Annotated in this window: 4 protein-coding genes; all 4 read left to right on the top strand. The window is 33.8% G+C overall.

Going from position 1 to position 4931, the window contains the following annotated elements; genetic code table 11:
• Nucleotides 1–2153, top strand: a 2153-nt coding sequence (locus L1D44_RS21575; protein WP_239893248.1) for a helicase-related protein, incomplete at its 5' end; no start/stop codon positions are given.
• Entirely contained in the window at nt 2143–2352 is a 210-nt protein-coding gene (locus L1D44_RS21570; protein ID WP_239893247.1) for a hypothetical protein, read from the top strand. The genes L1D44_RS21575 and L1D44_RS21570, both read left to right, overlap by 11 nt.
• Nucleotides 2342–4375: an AAA family ATPase gene (locus tag L1D44_RS21565; protein WP_239893246.1), complete on the top strand. Its 2034-nt coding sequence runs from the start codon at nt 2342–2344 to the stop codon at nt 4373–4375. The genes L1D44_RS21570 and L1D44_RS21565 overlap by 11 nt, the downstream gene beginning before the upstream one ends.
• Nucleotides 4368–4871, top strand: coding sequence for a hypothetical protein (locus L1D44_RS21560; protein ID WP_239893245.1), 504 nt, complete (start codon nt 4368–4370; stop codon nt 4869–4871). The genes L1D44_RS21565 and L1D44_RS21560 overlap by 8 nt, the downstream gene beginning before the upstream one ends.
• Nucleotides 4872–4931: the final 60 nt, after the last annotated feature.

Raw genomic sequence — 4931 nt, 5'->3', positions numbered from 1 at the left:
GAGATTGGATGTCCTGTCTAGAAAGCTTAAATTTAAAAAATGTTTACCGTACAGGTAAAGATGATCTTTATAATGATTTCTATAAACCATCGTTATCAGTAGCTACTTCTTATGATCGAGCCGTTGGATATTTCTCTTCGTCAATTTTATCCATGAGTGCAAAAGGCCTTAGTAGACTTATAGCTGTAAATGGGACAATGCGACTGATCATTGGGCACCCACTTTCAAATGAAGAATTTGAAGCTGTTAAACATGGAATATTATTAAAAGAACATCAAAATAATCTATCTCAAAAGCTTGAAGATATATTATGTAGTGATGAATTAGAGTGTAAGCGTTTAGAACTGTTGGCTTGGTTAATTGCATGTGGCAACTTAGAAATAAAGTTTGCACTTAGAAGAGCTGGTATGTATCACGAAAAAGTTGGTATTTTTCGTGATAAGACGAATAACATTGTTGTATTTCAAGGTTCTGCAAATGAGACTCCTCATGGAATGGTTACATCACTTAATGCAGAATCAATAAGTGTTTATAAAAGTTGGGATGACGAAATTTTTAAAGCCTATGGACAGGAGTTTATTGATGGATTTGATAGACTCTGGTCAAATCAGGAGGTTGAAACTATAACACTAGACGTACCTTCTGCAACATATGAAAAAATCTCTACATACGTTTCAGAAGAGAATATTGATTTCAGTATAAATATCGATTTTGAGGACGAATTTGAATCTAGAACAAAAGAAAGCCGTTCCAACGAGCCAATTATTCCTACAAAGTTAGGTGGTAATGACTTTAATATTTTTAAACACCAAAGAGACGCATTATCCGCTTGGAAAAGTAATTGCTTTAAAGGTATTTTAAAATTAGCAACCGGCTCAGGTAAAACTATCACTTCAATTTATGGTGCAATAAAAATTTATGAAGCACTAAAGAGGAAAGAACAAAAGTTATTCATAGTTATCGCTGTACCATATGTCGAGCTTGCTTTGCAATGGGTAGATAATTTAAGACTTTTTAATATTTCCGCAATTTGTTGCTTTGACTCTAGAGTGACTTGGGAAGAACAGCTACGGAATAATATTGATTATTTTGAAATTGGAGTTATTGATTTTTGTGTTGTTGTTGTTGTTAATAGAACGTTAGTGTCTGATAGTTTTCAGATGCAAATAAAGCGAATTAACAATAACTCATTAATGTTAATTGGAGATGAATGTCACAATCATGGTTCCAAAAACATTAATTCGGTTTTGCCTGATGCATATTATCGAATGGGATTGTCTGCGACACCGTTTCGTAGTGATGATGAGGAGATAGAAACCCCATTTCCAAATGACGCTAAGACACGCTTAGTTTCTTACTATGGTGATATTGTTGCTTGTTATAGCTTGGCGGATGCGATCAATGATGGTGTACTTACCCCATATGAATACCATATTATCCCAGTCTACCTTACTTCAGAAGAACAAGAAAAATATGAAGATCTAAGTAATAAGATTGTTAAGCTGATACTAAAACAGCAGGCAAATGGACTTGATAAGAAGGAGCGAGAGAATCTAACAAAATTCTGTGGTTTTAGAAGCCGCTTATTAGGTTCAGCAAAAAACAAGCTTGTTAAATTGAAAGAGCTAACTACGAATCCTGATGAAGAGCAGAAATCCCATACGCTGTTTTATTCAGGAGAAGGAAAACCTTATTCTGAATATTCAGAAGAGGATGAGAAAGTTATCGATTTAGTATCTAAAGTGCTTAATGGTAATGGCTGGAGAGTGTCAAAGTTTACAAGTAAACTATCCCGGAAAAAAAGAAAATCCGTAATGTCAGCTTTTAAAGATAAAACTATAAATGGTTTAGTCGCTATGAAGGTTTTAGATGAAGGTATTGATGTACCTGCGTGTAAAACTGCATACATATTAGCGAGTACAAAGAACCCAAGGCAATATGTTCAAAGACGCGGGCGGATTTTGAGGAAATCAGAAAATAAACATCTTTCTGTTATTTATGATTTTGTTGTATTACCTATTAATGATAGTCAAGCCTCTAAAAAGCTAAGACTCTCAGAGGCCGAGCGCATAAATGACTTTGCTTTATTAGCAACAAACAAAATTGAAATAGAACGAAACATAGAAGAAAATGGATTAAATTATGACTATTGAGAATGATTTGAGAAAGCAGTTTATGGCTGCTTGGAAAGCCGCTGATGACCCGATTGATGAATATCATGAAGTAGCAAGAAGATTAGTTAACATCGAAAGGCAGTCTTATTATGGTGATGAGAGTTCCATGAAGAGGTTAAGCAAATTTAGAGAAGAGATCAGTAGAGCAGTAAAAGAAGGGAATAAAAATGAAGTTTAGAAGAATTGAATTACGTAACTTCAGACAGTTTTATGGTACACAAGAAATTTTTTTTTCTACAGATAGTATTAAAAATGTCACTTTAATACATGCAGAGAATGGTACTGGTAAAACTGCTTTTTTGAATGCAATCCTCTGGTGTTTTTATGAAATCTTTACTAGTAACTTCAAAGATCCAAAAAGTTTGCTTAATAAGGTTGCCAAATCTGAGGGGGTTAAAAGCTATGGTGTTTCAGTTGAATTTGAAGATGACGGTGGAAGAATATATCTAGTTCAACGGGCATTTGGTGAAGGTGGACAAGTATTCCGTATTTTTGAAGTTATTGACGACTCTTATACGGAAGTGGATAAAGCAAACTCTTTTATTAATTCTGTGATCCCAAAAGATATGGCAAAATACTTTTTCTTCCAAGGTGAAGGAATTGGAAAAATGTCTGGTTCAAGGGGAGATTCAGTAGTAAAAACCGCAGTAAGAGAGATAATGGGTTTTACTATTGCTGAGTTAGCTCTAAAAGATGTTCGAAATATTAAGAAAGAATATCAAAAGAGTTTTTCAAATGCAGATAAATCAGGTGTATTGTCAAAGGTTCAAAATCAAATTGTATCACTTCAGGACAGCATTGAAAGAAACAGAAAACAACTGACGAGCGTCGAAGCTTCAATTGCATTGTATGAGAGTAAATTAGAAGAAATAGAAGAATCATTGGCTAATTCTGATAGTACAGCAATTAAGCATATACACGGACTAAGAGTAAAGATTGAATCGCAACTATCTAGAGAAAAGCAATTATTAACGAACTCGCAAAAAGAGAAGAGAGTATTAGTAACAGACTTTGCTACAACAGTATTTGGATATAAACTCTCAGAATTAGCGCTTGACTTTATTGATGAGTCAGAATTTAAAGGTACAGTTCCGGCACCATATAATGAACAATTAGTTACAGATATTCTAAAAGAGAGCATTTGTATATGTGGCTGTGATGTAAAGCCTGGTACAGATGCTTTTAATCGTATTACAGATATGCTCAAACAAGCAGCAGACCCTAGGTTGGAATCTAGGATCCAAAAGGCAAGAGCTCAGTTGACTTATATTAAGAATGACGCGGCTAAAGCTAAAAGTAGATTTACTACTAATATTAAATCGCTAGCCGACTCAGAGTCTGCAATTGTTAATCTGAAACACGAGCTTGAAGAGCTTAACGTAAAAATTAAAGGCGTTCAAAGTTTAGAGGATATACAGGGGATAGAAAAAGAAAGAGAAAGGTTGAGAAGAAATCTTAAAGAAGAGATTAGGTCTTCTGAAAGAGCAAGGAGTTTAATTAAGTCTGAAGAAGCGGAGCTTGTATTAAAAAAATCAGAATTAAATAGATTAGATACATTTTCAACAGAAATGAATAAATATAAGCAGCTTACTGATTATGCTGAAAAGGTTGAAGAAGCATTAAATACTACTTTATCCAAAGCTGAAAAAGATGTGGAATATAGGATCATATCTAAAGTAAATAAGTATTTGGAGTACTTTGTTAGACAAGATTATAAAGCAAAGTTGAATCCGGCTACATTTGATATTAGACTTGTAGATCGGAATGACAATATTGTACCAGAAAGTGATGGTCAAGCTTTATTGTTGAGCTTGACTTTCATCGCATCATTAATTGAGCTCTCAAGAGAGCGGAAAAATGCTCAGGGTCAAATCCTAACTCCAGGAGCCATTGCTCCATTTGTTATCGATGCTCCATTCGGTGATTTAGATAATAAATATAAAGGGCATGTAGCTAAAGCTATTCCGAATTCAGTCGAGCAAGTTATTCTATTATTATCATCAAGTCACTGGGAAGGGGCTGTCGAAGATAATATTAGAGAGAAGATTGGTGTAGAATATAATATGGTATTAGAAGAGTCTTCTGATGCGAATAACAAAAGTCTAGATTCGATTACTGTTCTAGGGAAGGAATATGACACTGTGCGGTATGGTCAAATGATTGACTGTACAGTTTTAGAGAAGGTTGGCTGCTATGTTTAATACTAATACTAATACTAATACTAATACTAATGTTAATGTTAATAAATTAAGCGTTAAGAGAGATCGAATTAACGAACCTTTAGTTGATAAACTATGCATTAGCAATAAGGTGTTCACTTACATTAAAGACTTGATGGTCTTCGCTTCAATGGTTGGTTACAATAAGGGTAAGAGAAAGCCTTTAAGTAGTGACACCATTTCAATTTCATTGGAAACATATGCAACGGATCAAAAAGATGCTTTCATTTATCTTTTGGCTCTGATTACAAACAAGAATGGAGTTTGTTTGAAAGACGAAAATATTGCAGATTCAATTAAAGTCTTTGAGGAGTATTGTAACTATGGCTTAGAAGAAATTCAGTTATGGTTAGATGAAAATCCAGGTGACCACTTAGGAATTGACACTATTGCTGATAAAATCTATACGCAAATGTTAATAAATGAATGTTCTGTCAAGGCAGAAATTAAACCTAATGAATTAGAGGTTGATTTTTAACATAGATATATAGTTAGTGCCATTTATATTATATAATGGCACTTTTTTATAAAACTATAC

It is taken from the genome of Shewanella sp. Isolate13, from assembly GCF_022398325.1.
In the GTDB taxonomy this organism is placed as follows: Bacteria; Pseudomonadota; Gammaproteobacteria; order Enterobacterales; family Shewanellaceae; genus Shewanella.
This window is presented reverse-complemented; position numbering and strand designations above follow the sequence as displayed.